This window comes from Pantoea sp. Taur (genome assembly GCF_009830025.1).
GTDB classification, from domain to species: Bacteria; Pseudomonadota; Gammaproteobacteria; order Enterobacterales; family Enterobacteriaceae; genus Pantoea; species Pantoea communis.
Genome location: NZ_SZZZ01000006.1, coordinates 98,501 through 115,300, shown reverse-complemented (window position 1 = coordinate 115,300; position 16,800 = coordinate 98,501). Strand labels below are relative to the sequence as shown.

14 protein-coding genes are annotated in these 16,800 nt (G+C 51.1%); 5 read left to right on the top strand and 9 right to left on the bottom strand.

Annotated elements, in window-relative coordinates:
* Positions 1-58 precede the first annotated feature (58 nt).
* Entirely contained in the window at positions 59-1,702 is a 1,644-nt protein-coding gene (gene fumA, locus FD744_RS10705; protein WP_097119217.1) for a class I fumarate hydratase FumA, read from the bottom strand.
* 164 nt (positions 1,703-1,866) lie between these two features.
* Entirely contained in the window at positions 1,867-3,378 is a 1,512-nt protein-coding gene (locus FD744_RS10700; RefSeq protein ID WP_034821926.1) for an anion permease, read from the bottom strand.
* Positions 3,379-3,984: 606 nt separating this feature from the next.
* Here FD744_RS10700 and FD744_RS10695 point away from each other — a divergent pair.
* Positions 3,985-6,765, top strand: coding sequence for a flavocytochrome c (locus FD744_RS10695; RefSeq protein WP_097119218.1), 2,781 nt, complete (start codon positions 3,985-3,987; stop codon positions 6,763-6,765).
* Between the two features lie 134 nt (positions 6,766-6,899).
* A complete protein-coding gene (locus FD744_RS10690) occupies positions 6,900-7,859 on the top strand; it encodes an FAD:protein FMN transferase (RefSeq protein WP_160868202.1) in 960 nt (319 codons plus the stop codon).
* Here the strand turns inward: FD744_RS10690 and dcuR are convergent.
* From dcuR to FD744_RS10670, 4 genes are all read right to left on the bottom strand, one after another.
* Complete coding sequence (gene dcuR, locus FD744_RS10685) at positions 7,853-8,572, bottom strand: two-component system response regulator DcuR (protein ID WP_034821922.1); 720 nt, start codon at positions 8,570-8,572, stop codon at positions 7,853-7,855. The genes FD744_RS10690 and dcuR overlap by 7 nt on opposite strands.
* Positions 8,569-10,200 (bottom strand): sensor histidine kinase, encoded by a 1,632-nt coding sequence (locus FD744_RS10680; protein ID WP_160868201.1) that lies wholly within the window; start codon positions 10,198-10,200, stop codon positions 8,569-8,571. Before FD744_RS10680 ends, dcuR begins: the two co-directional genes overlap by 4 nt.
* Positions 10,201-10,330: 130 nt before the next feature.
* Entirely contained in the window at positions 10,331-10,867 is a 537-nt protein-coding gene (gene msrA, locus FD744_RS10675) for a peptide-methionine (S)-S-oxide reductase MsrA (RefSeq protein ID WP_039334791.1), read from the bottom strand.
* A 64-nt stretch (positions 10,868-10,931) separates the two neighbouring features.
* The gene (locus FD744_RS10670; protein WP_034821914.1) at positions 10,932-11,498 is read right to left on the bottom strand and encodes a flavin reductase family protein; all 567 of its coding nucleotides are present in this window, start codon (positions 11,496-11,498) and stop codon (positions 10,932-10,934) included.
* Positions 11,499-11,605: 107 nt separating this feature from the next.
* On the opposite strand from FD744_RS10670, the gene FD744_RS10665 reads away from it, so the two are divergent.
* Complete coding sequence (locus FD744_RS10665) at positions 11,606-12,109, top strand: ATP-binding protein (protein ID WP_160868200.1); 504 nt, start codon at positions 11,606-11,608, stop codon at positions 12,107-12,109.
* 64 nt (positions 12,110-12,173) lie between these two features.
* Here the strand turns inward: FD744_RS10665 and FD744_RS10660 are convergent, their stop codons facing one another.
* From FD744_RS10660 to FD744_RS10650, 3 genes are all read right to left on the bottom strand, one after another.
* Entirely contained in the window at positions 12,174-12,602 is a 429-nt protein-coding gene (locus FD744_RS10660; protein ID WP_160868199.1) for a hypothetical protein, read from the bottom strand.
* Between the two features lie 68 nt (positions 12,603-12,670).
* Complete coding sequence (locus FD744_RS10655; RefSeq protein WP_160868198.1) at positions 12,671-13,063, bottom strand: VOC family protein; 393 nt, start codon at positions 13,061-13,063, stop codon at positions 12,671-12,673.
* Positions 13,064-13,392: 329 nt separating this feature from the next.
* Entirely contained in the window at positions 13,393-14,631 is a 1,239-nt protein-coding gene (locus tag FD744_RS10650; RefSeq protein ID WP_141399035.1) for a hypothetical protein, read from the bottom strand.
* Positions 14,632-15,541: 910 nt separating this feature from the next.
* Between FD744_RS10650 and FD744_RS10645 the strand changes: the two genes are divergently transcribed.
* Positions 15,542-15,829 (top strand): metallophosphoesterase, encoded by a 288-nt coding sequence (locus FD744_RS10645; protein ID WP_237449383.1) that lies wholly within the window; start codon positions 15,542-15,544, stop codon positions 15,827-15,829.
* Positions 15,830-16,291: 462 nt separating this feature from the next.
* Entirely contained in the window at positions 16,292-16,693 is a 402-nt protein-coding gene (locus FD744_RS10640; protein ID WP_097119223.1) for a hypothetical protein, read from the top strand.
* Positions 16,694-16,800 lie beyond the last annotated feature (107 nt).

Here is a 16,800-nt window from a genome sequence, read left to right as displayed (position 1 = left end):
CATAAAAAAATCCGCAGCCATAAGCCGCGGATTTTTAGTTTTAGCACGGCTTAAAGCCTTACTTCACGCAGGCAGAACACTGATTGTGGATCTGCTGGAAGAAGTCGTTGCCTTTGTCATCCACCAGGATAAACGCCGGGAAGTTCTCCACTTCAATCTTCCAGATGGCTTCCATTCCGAGTTCCGCATACTCCACGCACTCCAGACTCTTAATACTCTGCTGCGCCAGTACCGCTGCCGGGCCGCCGATGCTGCCGAGGTAGAAGCCGCCGTGTTTATGGCAGGCATCAGTCACCTGTTTGCTGCGGTTGCCTTTTGCCAGCATCACCATGCTGCCGCCGTGTTCCTGCAGCAGGTCAACGTAGGAGTCCATACGACCGGCAGTGGTTGGGCCGAGTGAGCCGGAGGCATAACCTTCCGGGGTTTTCGCCGGACCCGCGTAATACACCGGGTGATCCTTGATGTACTGCGGCAAACCTTCGCCGTTGTCGATGCGCTCTTTCAGTTTGGCGTGGGCAATATCACGCGCCACGATAATGGTGCCGTTCAGCGACAGGCGGGTTGCCACGGGATAGGATGACAGTTGCGCCAGAATGTCACTCATCGGGCGGTTAAGATCGACATTCACCACTTCGCCTTCGCCCTGCTGACGCAGTTCTTCTGGGATATAGCGGCCAGGATTGTCTTCCAGTTTCTCAATCCAGATGCCTTCGCGGTTGATCTTCGCTTTGATATTACGGTCAGCCGAGCAGGACACACCCATGCCCACCGGGCAAGACGCACCATGACGCGGCAGACGCACCACGCGAATATCATGGGCGAAGTATTTACCGCCGAACTGTGCGCCGAGGCCCAGCTCTTGTGAGGCTTTCAGCAGTTCCTGCTCCAATGCCACGTCACGGAATGCCTGACCGTGTTCGTTACCTTCGGTCGGCAGCGAATCGTAGTAGTGGGTTGATGCCAGCTTGACGGTTTTCAGCGTGCTCTCTGCTGAGGTGCCGCCAATCACAAACGCGATATGGTATGGCGGGCAGGCTGCGGTACCGAGCGACATCATTTTATCGACCAGGTAGTTCTTCAGCTTGGCCGGGGTAATCAGTGCTTTGGTTTCCTGATACAGATAGGTTTTGTTGGCAGAACCGCCGCCTTTGGCGATGCACAGGAATTTGTACTCGTCGCCATCCACGCTGTAGAGATCGATCTGCGCCGGCAGGTTGGTGCCGGTATTGACCTCTTTGTACATATCCAGCGCGGCGTTCTGCGAGTAACGCAGGTTGTCTTCAATAAAGGTGTTATAGACGCCTTGTGACAGCGCGGCTTCATCGCCACCGCCGGTCCAGACGCGCTGGCCTTTTTTGCCCATGATGATCGCCGTGCCGGTGTCCTGGCAGGTCGGCAGCACGCCTTTGGCGGCGATTTCCGAGTTACGCAGGAATTGCAGGGCAACGTATTTGTCGTTCTTACTGGCTTCGTCATCGGCCAGAATCGCGGCAACCTGGGCCTGATGCGAGGCGCGCAGCATGAATGAAGCATCATGGAATGCCTGCTTCGCCAGCAGCGTCAGGGCTTTCGGATCGACTTTCAACACCTCTTCGCCATCGAAGTTGGCTACTGAGACGTAATCGCGGCTCAGCAGATAGTATTCGGTATCATCTTTGGCGAGAGGAAAGGGATTCTGATAATAGAAGGGTTTGTTCGACATGTTGGCTCACTTAGCTTCGTGTCGCCTGTCAGAGTGGCAGGTGACAAATTAGGCGATCTGTTTTTTGATTTTCTCTCGCCAGCCCTCCGCAAGGGCTGACTGGCGAGCATCATAACACTTTCACGGCTCTGCGCGGCTCCGATTTTAACATCGGAGCAACATCATCAGAACATCATCACCATCCATGGGTAAGCAATTACCATCAGAGCAATCAGGAAGATAGCGCCAAAGATAGTACCGAGACGCCAGTAATCTTTGGTTGGCAGGTAGCCGCTACCGTAATAAATCGGGCTTGGGCCGGTGCCGTACGGGGTGATAATACCCATCACACCTAAGGATACACACATCATCAGGCAGAACACTGGCATATTGATGCCCGGAATCGAGGCGGCGATGGTTAGCATCGCAGGCAACAGCGCAGTGGTGTGCGCAGTGGTACTGGCGAACAGGTAGTGCAGTAAGTAGAAGGCCACCAGCAACACCACCGCCGAGACTTGTGGGTCATAACCGTGCAGCAGCTGCGCACCTTCTTTACCCAGCCAGGCGATAAAGCCCACACGCGCCAGACCATCTGCCAGGGCGACCAGCGTGGCGAACCAGGCAAAGGTATTCCATGCCGCTTTGTTGCTGGTGATATCGTTCCAGTTGAGTACACCGGTCCACAGCATCAGCACGATAACCAGCAGGGCGGCCATCGCTGGCTCAATCCATGCGGCAGCGAAGATCCACATCATCAGTGCTGAGACCACAAACACCAGCAGCAGGATTTCGTTGCGTGACAGCTTGCCGAGCTTCGCCAGTTCAGCGGTCGCCCAACGTGGCACTTCGTCATTAACCTTCACTTCCGGCGGATAGAGCCAGTACGCCAGCAGCGGCATGGTGAGAATCAACAGTACGCCGAGCGGCAGGAAGGCGAGGAACCACATGCCCCAGGAGATTTCGAAGCCCACCACGCTTTTTACCAGCGCCAGCGCCAGCAGGTTCGGTGCCAGTGCAGAGAGGAACATCGAACTGGTGATACAGGCGGCGGTGATAGCCACCCACATCAGGTAAGAACCAATCTTACGTGCGCTCGGGTCATTCGGTTTGGAACCGTACAGCGGCGGCAGGTTGGCGATGATCGGGTAGATGGTCCCGCCGCTGCGCGCGGTGTTAGAAGGCGTAAACGGTGCCAGTAACAGGTCAGCGAAGGTGATGGCGTAACCGAGCGTCAGGCTGCGACGGCCGAGATACTTCACCAGAATCAGCGCCAGGCGGCGTCCGAACTGGGTTTTATCGTAGCCGGCGGCAAACATAAAGGCACCGAAGATCAGCCAGACGGTGGAGTTGCCGAAGCCACTCACTGCCCATTTGAACGACTGTGCGGCGGTTTTGAACTTGGGATCCGCCAGTTCGGCCGGGCTGAACAGCACCCACTGGCTGAACAGCGCTATCACCACCACGCCAGTCAGGCCGATAACGGCACCGGGCAGCGGCTCAAAGATCAGCCCGACAATCACGCCAACGAAGATAGCAAAGAAGTGCCATGCGTAAGGTTCCAGCCCGGCAGGGGTCGGGACCAGCAGCAACAGCACCGCCACAATGATCGGCAGGCACAACATAATCAGGCGATTCTTTTTCCCCGGCGCCGCAGGAGGCACTACGGGGGAGGCACTCTGGGTTGTTTGTGTGTTCATAGTTTTGTCTGCAAGTTAGGAAGAATGCGATTGATTGTCACGAACACACTGTTCTTTTGGTCTCAACATGCGTGCAGCAGATGAGTCGTGACAATTTAAATTTTGTTCTTTGATGAAACTTTGCTTTGCAAATTCGATACGCGAATTATCAATTGAATGCAGCTAAGATGCGATTAATTAAAATATCTCCTTTGATCTAGATCAATAAAAAATATGCACTGTTTTTTAATTTTTATCTTTTGCTTTTTATTTAACTTTCTGTCTGCTGTGGATTAAACGCTACAAACTATCGAAACGCGAAAAATCGAGCAAAATGAGGCGGGTTAGAGGCTTTTATCTTTATGATAGTACTACATTTGTTTTAAATGTAAGGAAAAAGTTGATTTTTGTCAAGTCTTGGTTAAAACTTAGCGGAGCGCCTATTCTGGCAATGAGCATCAAATATCATTTCCAAACGTAAAACTTATATAACTAACATTCTGGGTTATGTAACTAAATAAAATGGTATATTTACGCCATGAAATCGGACCACTTAAATAATTATAAAGCCGCGCCGAACCGCCAAAGAATTGAATACACAATTTCTTAATTCTGGAGTTGCTCATTATGAATAAGCTCACCCCAATACTTAACCCGCTAACGCTGCCGAAAGGTGCGGTGCTGAAAAACCGTCTGGTGATGGCCCCGATGACCACCTGTACCGGCTATTTTGACGGCGGTGTCACCAGCGATTTGGTCGAGTATTACCGCGTACGTGCGGGCAGTATCGGTACGGTGATTGTTGAATGCTGCTTTATTGATAACCGTGGCCCGGCTTTCCCTGGCGCGTTGGGTATCGACAGCGACAACAAAATTGCCGGGCTGGCGAAAATCGCCCATGCGATCAAATCTGAAGGTTCAAAAGCCATTCTGCAGATTTACCACGGTGGCCGCATGGTGGAACCGGCACTGATTGGCGGCAAAACCCCTGTTGCACCGAGCGCTATTGCTGCACCTCGTGACGGTGCCACCAAGCCGCAAGCGCTGACCGCTGAAGAAGTAGATGTGATGATCACCAAGTTTGGTGATGCGGTGAACCGCGCAATTAAAGCCGGTTTCGATGGCGTTGAGATCCACGGCGCGAACACCTATCTGATTCAGCAGTTCTACTCGCCTAACTCCAACCAGCGTGACGACAAATGGGGCGGCAGCCGCGATAACCGCGCGCGCTTCCCAATGGAAGTGCTGGAGATCACCCATAAAATGGCCGATCGCTTTGCGGCGGCTGACTTCATCATCGGTTATCGCTTCTCACCGGAAGAGCTGGAAGTTCCCGGCATCCGTTGGGACGACACGATGTATCTGCTGGAAAAACTGGCGGCGCGCGGTCTGGACTACGTGCACTTCTCCGTCGGACAGCTGCTGCGTCCATCGATTGTCGATACCAAAGATCCCACGCCACTGATCACCAAATACCTGGCCGAACGTTCTGCCACGCTGGCGAAAGTGCCGGTGATTGGCGTCGGCGGTGTGGTGAATAAAGAAGATGCCGAGAACGCGCTGGAGCACGGCTTTGATCTGGTGGCGGTCGGTAAAGCCTGCATCGCCTATCCGGACTGGGCCGATCGCATCATCAAAAACGAGCACATGGAACTCTACATAGACAGCACCAAGCGTGAGGCGCTGACGATTCCAGAACCGCTGTGGCGCTTCTCGCTGGTGGATGCGATGATCCGTGACGTCAGCGATGGCCATCGTAAATACAAAGCCGGGGTTTACCAGGCGAAAGTGGAAGCCGAAGCGCTGAAGCTGAAAATCAACGTCACCCTCGACACCGACCGTATCACTGATATCTCACTGGTGCCGGATCCCAGTCTGGATGTCGACTTTACCAGTACCTTCGAAAGCCTACGTGAACGCATTCTGGTGGCAAACAGCCCGCACGTCGATGCGATCACCGGTGCGACCACACAGAGTGAGGCGCTGAAAAAAGCGGTCTCCCGCGCACTGACCACATCAAGCAAAGAGTATGTGATTGAAGAGGGCGGTAACCCGAACGCACCGGTCAATTATGACGTGGTAGTGGTGGGCACGGGCGGTGCCGGTCTGGCGGCGGCGATTCAGGCGCACGATGACGGCGCACGCGTGGTGATCATCGAGAAGATGCCGACCATCGGCGGTAATACCATTAAAGCCTCGGTGGGCATGAACGCCGCCGAAACTCGCTATCAGAAACTGAAAGGCATCGAAGACAGCAAAGAGCTGTTCTACGAAGAGACGCTGAAGGGCGGTAAATTCAAAAACAACCCGGTGCTGCTGCGCGAGTTTGTTGAGCAGGCGCCGGAAGCGATTGAGTGGCTGGCGGCGAAAAATATCGAGTTGTGCGACATCACCATCACTGGCGGCATGAGCATCGACCGTACGCACCGCCCGGAAGACCGTTCTGCCGTCGGTGGCTTCCTGATCAGCGGCCTGGTGAAAAACGTCAACCAGCGCGAAATCGAAGTGCTGCTGGAGACTTCAGTTTCAGAGATCCTGGTGGAAAACGGTGCCGTTACCGGCGTCAAAGTGGTGGATGAGTACAATGACAGCCGCATTCTTAATGCGAAAAGCGTGATTGTCGCTACCGGCGGTTTCAGTGCTAACCGTGAGATGGTGGTGAAATATCGCCCGGAGCTGGATGGCTTCGTCACCACCAACCACAAAGGTGCCACCGGTAGCGGTATCGCCATGCTGCAAAAAATCGGTGCGGATACCGTGGATATGGGCGAGATCCAGATTCACCCAACGGTTGAGCAGACCACCTCTTATCTGATCTCCGAAGCGATGCGCGGCGGCGGGGCGATTCTGGTCAGCCAGGCGGGTAAGCGTTTCTACAATGAGATGGAAACCCGTGACAAAGTCTCTGCTGAGATCATCGCACTGCCAGAGAAAAGCGCATGGATCGTGTTTGATGAGCAGGTGCGTGCTAATAACAAAGCGGCCGACGAGTATATTGCCAAAGGCTTTGTGATTAGCGCACCAACCCCGCACGAGCTGGCGGTGAAACTCAACATGGATCAGGAAGCGCTGCAAACCACACTCGGTCGTTACAACGAGTTCGTGGCGAAGCAGGATGATGAAGACTTCGGTCGTAAGACGGCGCTGCGTCACCCGCTGAATAAAGGTCCGTACTTCGCCATCCGTATCGCCCCAGGGGTGCACCACACCATGGGCGGCGTCACCATCAACACCGATACTGCGGTGCTGGATGCGCAGAAACAGGTGATTCCCGGTGCCTGGGCTGCTGGTGAAGTGGTTGGCGGCATCCACGGTGCTAACCGTATCGGCGGTAACGCAGTGGCGGATATCATCATCTTCGGTATCAAGGCCGGTCACAATGCGGCTAAACTGGCGTTAGGAAACTAATTAACGTTAATTACCCAAAATATTGCGTACCAGTGTAAGGCGTTAGAGTGTGAATTCCGGTGACTGACAACCGTCGGTCACCGGGTGACATGCATAAGGCATTGGCGTGCAATATGGCGGGTAAACGAGGCTCTATGACCGAAGGCGTCTACTCTTACTCCGCTGTTCTGATGGGTTCGCCCATTCTGCTCAAACTGTTCGACGATAATCCCACCTTAGCCCGTCAGGTCTTCCAACTTATCAAGCAGCAGGAAAACCTGTTCACCGTCAATCGTGCCGAATCTGAAGTGATGTCGATTAACCACGCAGCGGGTCGCCATGCAGTCCGCGTCAGTGAGGCGGTGTTCCGCCTGATCAGCGTCGCACATGCCGTCAGTGTGTCACCCGGCAGCGCATTCAACTTCACTATCGGCCCGGTGGTCAAACGCTGGAAGATCGGTTTTCAGGGCCGTGCCGTGCCACCCGCCAATGAGATTGCCGCACTGTTGCCGCTCACCGATCCACATCAGGTGATCCTCAACGAGGCAGACCGTTCGGTGTTTCTGCAACAGCCGGGTATGGAGATCGACCTCGGAGCCATCGCCAAAGGGTATATCGCGGATGTGGTGCAGGCGTTTTTACGCCAACAGGGCGTGCCGCAGGCGCTGATCAATCTCGGGGGTAATGTGCAGACCCTCGGCGCACCGCCGCATGAGCCACAAGGCTGGAGCATCGGCCTGAAAAAGCCGTTTGGGCGTGAGGATGAACTGCTGGGCGTATTACAGGTACAGGGCAAATCGGTGGTGACATCGGGGATTTACGAGCGCTATTTCGAACTGGACGGCAAATGCTGGCACCATATCTTCGATCCGCACACCGGCTATCCGCTAGATAACGAGTTGCTGAGCGTGACGGTAATTTCCGACCGTTCGCTGGATGGCGACATCTACACCACGCTGCTGTACGGCATGGGCGTGGAGCAGGGACTGGCCTATCTGGCCGACCAGCCCGATCTGGATGCGGTGTTTGTGACGCGCGATCGGCAAATCATCTGCTCTTCACCGCGCCACTTTCAGTTCCAGCAGCGCGATGTCGACTGGCAGCTGCGTTACTGACAGTATTGCTGCAACAGCGAATGGTATTCCGGCTGTAAACGATAGCGATACACCGGACGGCCGGTGGCGCCGTAATGAATGCTGGTGAACAGAATATTAATCTGCGCCAGCCAGATAAGATACTTACGGCACGACACGCGCGAAATATTCACTTCCGCCGCCAGCTCATCGGTGGAAAACTCGTGACCGGGATGGGCATCAATCCATTGACACAAGGTACGCAGCGTTTGCGGGGTTAAGCCTTTCGGCAGGCGCTTGTTGTCATGCTGCGTGGCCGGGTTACCATGGATCAACAGATCGACATCAGACTGCTGATAGTAGTGCTGATTATCCATCAGCGACTTCTTCTGCCGCCAGCTGGTGAGCGCCTCTTCAAAACGCGGGAACTGGAACGGCTTGATCAGATAATCCACCACGCCGTAGTGCAGCGAAGTTTTGATGTTTTCGGCATCGGCAGCGGATGAAATGATGATCACTTCCACCGAACTCTGGGCTTTGCGCAGTTCCGGCAACAGATCGAGGCCATTCTCTTGCTGCATGTAGATATCCAGCAGCACCAAATCAATCGGGGTGTCGCTGTTGAACAAAATCTCTTTGGCCTGCTTCAGGGTCGAAGCGGTTCCACAGCAGTGGAAGCCCTGAACCTGACCGATAAAAGAACGGTTCAGCTCAGCGACCATGGCGTCATCATCGACCACTAACACATTGATCATGCGGATTGGTTTCCTCCATCCCAGGGAAGTTGTACTAAAAATTGGGTAAATACGCCGGGTTCTGACTCAACGGTCACGCCGCCACCGAGGTTTTCCGTTTGCTGTTTCAGCAGGAACAGGCCCACACCACGGTTCTCTCCTTTGGTGGAGAACCCTTTATCAAAAATTGTCGCCAGATTGGCCGGCTCAATGCCGGGACCATCGTCACTCACTTCGCACGCCAGCCAGCCGTTCTGATAGTGCAGCATCACGTGGATCTCGCCTTCAGTCTGCTCGCTGAGCGCATCGATGGCGTTCTCCACCAGATTACCGACCACGGTGATCAGGGCCGCCATCTGGTCTTCGTTACCGCTGTCGGGCACGAAGCTGGCATCGCTGATGGTCAGGCGATGACCGCAATCCGAAGCGCGATTGATCTTGCTCAGCAGGAAACCGGCAATCACCGGTGACTTGATGCGATCGAGCAAATAGCCAATCTCAGTCTGGTAATTATTGGCGGTTTTCAAAATATACGCTTCCACCTGCGCGTAGTTTTTCATGTGCAGCAGGCCGAGGATCACGTGCAGCTTGTTCATGAACTCGTGCGAGCGCTCCCGCAACGCATCGACGTAGTTTACCATGCCCGTCAGACGCTGCATCAGTCGGCTGATTTCGGTCTTGTCTCTGAAAGTACAGACCGCGCCAATAATGCGTCCCTGGCTGCGTACCGGCACCGTATTGCACAACAACAAGCGACCATTCACATTCAGCTCTTCATCACGACGCGCACGGCCGCTGTGCAGCACATCTCGCAGGTGTTGGTTGATCACCGAGGCATCATCAATGCCCTCGTTATCAATCATACCGCTGGACGACGGCTCATTAAGCAGGGTGCGCGCGGCCTGATTCACCAGCGTAACCTGAGCCTGATCGTCCATCGCCACCACGCCTTCTTTGACCGAGTTGAGAATCGCCTGGCGCTGCTCAAACAGGGTGGAAATCTCGTAGGGTTCGAGGCCGAACAAGATGCGCTTCAGCACGCGCACCAGCACCAAAGTGCCAATCGCCCCCGCCAGCGTACCAATCAGGATGGTCCAGATAATGCTCCAGCGGCTTTCGTTGATCTGATCGGTCACGGCATCAAGGGAAATACCAATCGCCACCACACCGATCTGCCGATCCTCCGCGTTATACACCGGAGTAAACACGCGCAGCGCTTTTGCTAAAGAACCTTTGTTCACCGAGACGTTTTCATGGCCGCGCAGGGCAGGCCCAATGTCCTCGCCGATAAAGTGCTTACCGACCAGTTCCGGATTGCGATGAGAATAGCGGATACCGTCCATATTGGTGACGGTAATAAACAGCAGATTGTTGCTCTCTTCCACGGCTTTCGCGATGGGCTGAATATTGGCATTGGCTACCGGTTGCGTCAGCGCCTGCTGAATCTCCGGCGATCTTGCCAGCGTGCGGGCCACCGCCATGGCTTTATCTTCCAGCTGGGCGCGGGTTGAGGCACCAATCTGGAAGAAATAGAACATGTGCACACTCAGCAGCACCAGCACGATCACCGCGCTGAGCATCAGCGTCACCAGCGTGTTGAGTTTCATGGGCCGCTTGCGCGCGGGGATTGCGGGTTGAGGCGTGGTCATCATCGCTCCCTGAAGAGAAGAGGGCGCTATTATGACGGTTAAATGCAAAAAGGTCGTCATAAATGACGACCTTTGATGGTGATAAGCAGACTGGATGCGGCGTGCAGAGGCCGCATCTTAGGGGACTGGATTAGCCCTGCTTCACGCGGTTGGCAAAGCTCTTACGCAGCTTCTGCAGTTTCGGTGGAATCACCGCCATGCAGTAGCCGTTACGCTGGCCGGCGCCATCCCAGTAATCCTGATGATAATCTTCTGCCGGATACCACTCTTTCAGCGGCTCGATGGTGGTCACCACCGGCACGTTGAGATCGGCTTGCGCACGCGCAATGGCGGCAATCGCTTCGGCTTCCTGCTCTGGATTCGCCGGGAAGATCGCTGAACGATACTGGGTACCGACGTCGTTGCCCTGACGGTTCAGCTGCGTTGGATCGTGCGTCGCAAAGCTGATATCCAGCAGGTCGCCATATTTCACTTGCTCGGGATCGAAACCGACGCGGATCGCTTCGGCGTGGCCGGTGGCACCGCTGCACACCTGCTCATAGGTTGGGTTCGGGCGCTCCCCGCCGGTATACCCACTTTCGACTGACTCCACGCCAATCACATCTTTGAACACTGCTTCGGTACACCAGAAACAGCCACCGGCGATCACCGCATATTCGGTTGCCATTGTTATTACTCCTGTCAGGTCGAAAGCGTTACTGTGAGGGCGCTCGAAGGCGAATTCAAGCCGCTTAAATTAACATTTCTGGCTTAAAATCATGGTGCTTGTCGAGCACGCTATTGCTCATTACGGTAAAACGTCCTTCGCCAGTGTAGTGCAGCGTCGGCGGAAATTCCGGTTTATCGGCGACATGCGCTTTAACGATTTCGAAAATAAAGAAGCCGTAGTTATTCACCATCGAGTCGTCATACAGCTGACACTCAAAGCTGGCGAAGCACTCATCGATCAGCGGCGCATTCACCACTTTTGCCGGTTCTGGCGTGAGGTGAAAGGCATCGAACTTATCGAGGCGATCGCCATGGCAGTTACCAATCGCCACCACGCTGTCCACCAAATCCGCCGAGGGGATGTTAATCACGCACTGTCCGCTTTGCCGAATCAGCTCATGGCTGTAGTTGCCGTTGGCGATCATGCATCCCACCAGTGACGGCGAGAACTCCAGGATGGTGTGCCAGCCGAGCGTCATGATGTCGTGGTGATCTTCAAATTGTGAACTCAGCAGCACCACCGGACCGGGTTCCAGATACTTCCGCGCCTTGCTGACCGGAAAGTCGATTTTGTGCAGGCGTTGACTCATCATGCGTCTCCTTATTTTTTGCAGAGATAGCGTAAGTGTAGATGCCAGGCTTTACTGGACCGGCATTTAACGGCATGGTAGAGCGTCATTTTATCTGGAGCTGGCTAATGGAATCTGCGTCTGTGTCCACATCTCGTCCTGTTTTGCATCTGCTGTGTGGCAAAATCGCTGCCGGAAAATCAACGCTGGCGCACCAACTGGCCCAACAAACCGGCGCGGTGATTATCAGCGAAGACGCCTGGCTGGCGCATCTGTTCGCCGAAGAGATGCAGGATGTCGCGGACTATGTACGTTGTGCGGGCAAGTTACGCAATGCGATGACGCCGCACCTGATCTCGCTGCTGCAGTGCGGTGTGTCAGTGGTGCTGGATTTCCCGGCGAACACCGTCGGCCAACGCCAGTGGATGAAGGCGGTGATCCAGAGTGCACAGGCGGAGCATCAACTGCACTTTATCGATGTGCCCGATGCGGTGTGCAAAAGCCGTTTGCATGCGCGCAACGCAGAAGGTGAGCATGACTTCGCGGCCACCGATGCGCAGTTCGAGGTGATCAGCAGCTACTTCGTCGCACCGGATGCGGATGAAGGGTTTAATGTGGTGATGCACGGTTAAGACTGAAGATGACTGGATTGATATTTGTTCCAGTCATCTAATATTGGCCCCTCAAAGTTTCCGGCTATTTATTGAGATGATTGATGATTCTTTTGAGGGTGTTGTAGGGACCTTCAAGCGTGATGTCATTGCCATCGTTACTTATATAAATACGCTGAGATTTGAATCTTCGGTATTTCGCTATCTGAAGCTCGTAATAACCTTGCTCAGTTTGCTGGTAATGGTATTTCTCCAGAACTGAATCCAGGTCGCTTTGGCGAATGGGGGTCTTAAATGTAAGCCACGCAATATTAGTAAGCCAAAAGCTTGCTGCAAGCCCGCATAGCATACCGGTAAAGCCGCCGGTGATATTACCATGAGTTAATTGGGGTAATAGCCATTTGATCACGGCTGAAAGGAATAGGCCGATGAGAATAAAAAATGCAATTCTGAATCGGTCCTTTTGCCATTGTTTTGCCAAGCTAAGGCGATGAAGCGAGTAGTGAAATTTCAATTTTGACTCCTTTCAAAATGTTAATCCGTTCCTGATTGTAGCGTTATTTGTTGCTGACTGGCGAATCGTTATACCGCGTTTTCCAATATCTGTTTTGCCTGCGTATATTCCCAGGACGTTATTTCAATCTTGTTGCCACTGAGATCGCTGAAGTAAAGCGACATAGAGACATCGTGATCACTGACGGTATAGGCGATTTTTTTGCACTTGAGGATAGATATCAGTTCGAGAAACGCGGATGCCTGCACGGCAAAAGCCATGGTATGGCCTGGGTGCTGGGATTTTCTCAGGAAGAGGGAAAGCGATGCGCCATTATTCCTGATGACCAGCGGCCCTCCTTGTTCAAACCAGAAGTACAGCGAGCTATCGCGGGTGAAGCCAAGGATTTCCTGATACCAGCGTTCTGCTTTCTCGATATCGTCAACGTAGACGTGGATGTGGTCGATTTTGGTTATGTTCATGGTAGGTGCTCCATATTTGTGCTTAAGAGATGTTTGCTGAAGTAGTTTCGAGATACAACTGCCTGAGCACAGCACAACACGGGATTTACCATAATGTTTTGGGGTGTATTTTGTTGGTAAGCTGGCGGCTGGCGGCTGGCGGCTGGCGGCTGGCGGCTGGCGGCTGGCGGGTAAGGTCCGCTGTGAGCGAAAAGGAGACGTAAAAGCCCCCTACCTAAGTTATGGATACGTCACCGGGATGGGTACTGGCTTTTAAGTTTTCAGGGCTTTTAGCAAGCCCCTAGATTGTGAATTAAAACTAACTGTTGAAATGTTAAATGCAAGTCAGATCATTCATCATCAGTTATTGGAATCAAAGTGAGTTGCATATAGCGCACTGCTTCTCGTTGTAAATCATCCCAAGAATTAGTTGAATGATGTTGTATATCAGCAAGAGCATTCTGACAGCCCTGTGTATTACAGTTATCCTTTTTACTCTCATTGAAAACTTTTTTTTCGTCATGAAAATAAACCACTTCATCTGCTGACATACTTTTTTCATTGTCAGTGGATAGATAATAAATTGAACCAGAGTATTTAACTAATTTTTCATTATAGAGATACCAGCTTTCAGTTCGTATCGGTAGTCGCTTTCCTTCGGGATACGCCGCATCAAAACGGATACGCATCCTAAATAACTTAAAAGGTCCAAATGCCTGTAAGGCAGCATAAACCCCTTCATCATTTCGTTGATACCATCGAGCCATCTCTTTATTGACAGGATGGAGCGCCCCCGATTTTTGGGTAATACCTTTAGTTGTAGAGTAGTCTATATTAGCTTGAGCAGCCGCTATTCTCGCAGGTGGTAAATGTCCAGTAAGAACCGTCGATTTCTCATTGGTATTTATATTAACTAGTGGGCAACGCTGATGCATAATATTGGTTAGACGCATATTTGTTAAATTTGTACCAACAAGTGTTACAACCGGAATGGTGGTATCAGGATAGCCATAGGGGGTAGTGACAAAGAGACACCCTTGATGTTCGTTAACAGGACTTTGTGTTCTTCTTTTATCCTGGCTGACAAGATACCTAAATGATGATGAGCCTCTGAATTCACGGGAAAACTTCAGGTCTTTTTCAGGCAAATTCTTTATTGTCGCAAGATATCCGGGTTGTTGGTATAGTGATGGATATAGTTGTACGTATAATTCAGCAAGCACATAGTCACCATCCAGCGATACCGGCATATCAACCCCTAAAATAGATCGGTTATCAGCTTCTGGTAAAAGTGTATAACTGCGAGTTTCATCTTTTGATGTATATTTGTATCCCGGATCAAGGAACGTAGTGACCCCGCTCATTGTTGAAAACCAATGAAACTTGCGAGTAGTATGTCTGTATGTTGCCGTAACAGTAGCCCCCTTTGTCAGACTTTCCAGTACAGACCTGTTTTCTTCATCAGAAAGCACAGGTGAATAAAGATCACTAACCCCAAAAATGAAATGTATCGTTTTATTTTCAACTGCAAGGCAACTTGATGCTGGCAATATAAAAAAAATCAATATTGCTGATATTATCTTCTTCATTCTATTATCCCTTTACGCGCTTCATGTCCTACTAAAACCTTATCACAAACAGATGAAACTGCAACACTCGAGGATAACTCCCGATTAATACGCTAGCAAAAAGCAGAGTCAGTTCACACAATGAAATATGCATCTATCGATGCAAATTATTTAGCCTTTCATTTAAAATGTCACGCTATTTTCCATTTCCGCCTCGGCACAGAGTGTGCTGTGCGCAGGCCAGCATCCGCGTTGAGCGGACGTTAATTCGGCTTAATTACAAGGGGCCTCAAGAGAGGTTGATTATCCATAGCATGGGGTGATAAGAACGGGATAACTGAACAAAGTTATCTTTCGATGCGGCTGCAAGCGCGGGGTGATTCAAATGGTTTAACAAGAGGCCGTGGCAAAAATTATCTGTCTCAGAAATTCCAGAGCGTGTTACAGTTAGAATTAAAAACCATAAGCAGATCTATGCTTAATATAGCCTAAATAAGCATGTGAACTTTCCCTATATTTGCATTTCTCTATACCGGTGAATAAAGAAATAACTATGATTAGTATAACGATTACATCGAAGATAAAAAATCACCTATACGATCCAGTCTACACTAGATAACATTTTCGCATCCTTTCATTGTGATTAGCGCCTACTCTTGTGATTGAGACATCCTAATTGAGGAAAAAGTGCTGCGTAGCAGTTATATCACCTGATTACCTAGCCCTGTGCAGGGAGCTTTGCGAAAAATAACGACAAAAACGTGTGATCATGGCACAGAGCAGGCTTGTTCGTTCGAATGGTCCGCTGCGAGCGAGGAGATGAGCATTCGCATCCATACTAATATTAGCTCTAAGCAGTAGGAATTGAACTTAGCGATTCATTGTGATCCTGTTCTTCACAAAATAATTATTTTAGGTCTTTCTGCTGATAATGCAGGTTTCAGATATTCACGCCTCACCCGAAAATGATCATCTACTTCCGTTTGACCAAGTATTAAATTGGCTTATGCATCTGAAACCGGATGTACTGGTGCTTACAGGTGATCTAACCGATGGGCATTGGCAGGAAGCTTATAAACAGATAGCTGACTGCCTAAATCAGCAAAGTTACCCTTCATTGATACTGCCGTGTAATTCAGACGACCGAGGTTTGCGGGCATACCAGCCTACATTTGTGGCTCCGTCTGCGCGGCTAATCCTATCTGGTTTGGAACAGTAAATGTCCCCTATGCGAATGCCCCGCCAGCATTGATGATAGACAGCTATGTCGATAACTCTATTACTAGTGACTACGTTGGGGTTTAACTAGCATTCAGTAAACGTATAGATCTCATAGAGATCGACCTGATCGCCAGTGATTAACGCATAATGTTGCGAGGGAACAATATCCGCTGTTGGCACACAGCGGACCATCTGACTGAGCTGAATGTCTGCTGAGAGCGAGGAACGGACGTCAGGCGTAGCTATCACAACTGATGTTCAATAACTAGATTCGTACTGAGTAAATCAAAGCGGAGAATGTCTCTATCGCTCTGTCCGAGCAATTTTTTTGCCTGCAAATATATCTGATCATTGATGCTGGCTGATCTAGTATTGTTTGATGCATACTCACAACATAAATATCAGGCTTTCGCTTTACATTTCAACAAATGGCAATATTCATAAATAAATGGAGGTGTTCATGGGCTGGGAACTTCATATCGTAAGAACAGAAAATTGGTTTGATAGTTCAAATGATCCAATTACGAGTGAAGAATGGCTTCAGCTCGTTTATAATGATGAAGAATTATCAATTGATAATAAGAATGGTGATTTCTTTGCTACATGGAATGTCCATCAACCACATAATGAACCTTGGCTCGAATGGTATGATGGACGAATTTACACCAAGCAACCCTGTGAGGCCCTGTATTGTAAGATGTTGCAGATCGCGGTCAAGTTAGATGCCGTCGTTGTCGATGATGATGATCGCAAATATTTATTACCGAGTGATTTGATGAATCCATCTTGGGCTAATTCATCGGCTGACACTGAAAAGAAAAGTTCTTTATGGCGTAAGGTGATTTCAAGGTTATTTCCATAATAATTAAAGCTTAGCGGCGTAAATAAATACGTAAAGGTTCGATTGCTTGATCTTTTTTTCTATTGGAATTTTCTGGTGCTTGTAGATTTAGAAACTGTATTTTTCAG